This is a genomic window from Chitinophaga sp. Cy-1792 (assembly GCF_011752935.1).
Lineage (GTDB): Bacteria > Bacteroidota > Bacteroidia > Chitinophagales > Chitinophagaceae > Chitinophaga.
In genome coordinates this window covers 1-1,179 of record NZ_VWWO01000011.1, presented here as the reverse complement: position 1 = coordinate 1,179, position 1,179 = coordinate 1, and the positions used below count along the sequence as shown (strand labels likewise).

The following is a 1,179-nucleotide window of genomic DNA, read 5'->3' as shown; positions in this document are numbered from 1 at the left end:
GGCTGACGTTGCCCGGATCGGACCGGATCGAGGCCCGCACCGCCGGCCCGTCACCGTCCCCGCCGGGTTGGCCGTCGTCATCGGCACCGGCCGCGACCAAGGCGAACAGCCGAACGCGCACCGCCTCGGATAAGCGGATCGCCACCCGTGCGAACAGCAGCTCCTCGCCGCGGTGCAGCGCCGAGCGCACGATCCGGTCGACGCGGCCGCCGGTGGGCGGCTCGATACGTTCCTCCCGGCACCGGTCCAGCAGCTGGTCACGGACACGTTCAGCGCCGCGCTCGGTCTGGGTGACGGTGGTGACCAGCCACTCGGTGAGCTTGTCGGCGTCGGCGACGCTGCACTCCCGGAACCCCAGTGTCCGGCGAATCTGGCTGCGATGGAACTCGATCGTGCGGCCGGACCAGTCGTAGAACGCCAGCTCGGTCACCGGCACACCGACCTGCCGGGCCACGTAGTCCACAGCGGCGTCGGGGATCTCGCTCCGGCTGCGGGGAAACCGGCCGTGCTCGGTGTAAAAGCGCAGCAACACCGCGAACCCGAGCCGCGTCGCGCCACGCTTGCCGGCCACCATCGCCAGCTCGGCCTCGACCACCGTCCACCGATCGATCAGTTCGTCCTGACCCAGCTCACGCGCCCCGCACGGACGCTACTCCCACCCCCCGGACACCGCCGCGACCAGAGATCCAGGGTCAAGCCCCCAGCGCTCGTTTGCGGCTGATGACACGATCCTTACCGGCACCCCGGCTTGGGGGCCGTTTCGGGACATCCCTCGAAATCTCACTCTGTGCACCTGGCGGCGCGGCGCGCCACGGCGAGCGCCCACTCCCCGTGGCTCCGGGCGTCAGCGAGGCGGCGACCGACTGTGCCGATGCTGTCGCCAGTGCTGACAGCGATCTCTCGGTAGCTGAACCCCTGGAGGCGCAGATCCACGGCCCTGGCTCGACGTTGCTTGGCCCGCTGCTCGTAGCGGTCTCGGGGTTCGGCGATCATTTTTGTGACCGTGGAGCGGGATATTCCGAACTCTTCAGCGAGTTCGCGGCCGCTCTTGGTCCGACGCCGCGGAATTTGCGCTGTCATGAGAAAGCCCGCTTCGCCAATGCCTCGCGGAGCTGTCGAGATGTTTCGATCTGGTCATCGCCACGGATTCGGCCAGCGATGAGTCCGCCGTTGCGTCCT

The 1,179-nt window shown here is 68.9% G+C and carries 2 protein-coding genes; both read right to left on the bottom strand.

The window, feature by feature from the left end; translation table 11 throughout:
- Window positions 1-595 (bottom strand): DUF4158 domain-containing protein (locus tag F3J22_RS30220; RefSeq protein ID WP_167021740.1); only part of this gene is annotated, 595 nt, incomplete at its 3' end.
- Window positions 596-780: 185 nt separating this feature from the next.
- Window positions 781-993: a sigma factor-like helix-turn-helix DNA-binding protein gene (locus F3J22_RS30900; RefSeq protein WP_370459486.1), complete on the bottom strand. Its 213-nt coding sequence runs from the start codon at window positions 991-993 to the stop codon at window positions 781-783.
- Window positions 994-1,179 lie beyond the last annotated feature (186 nt).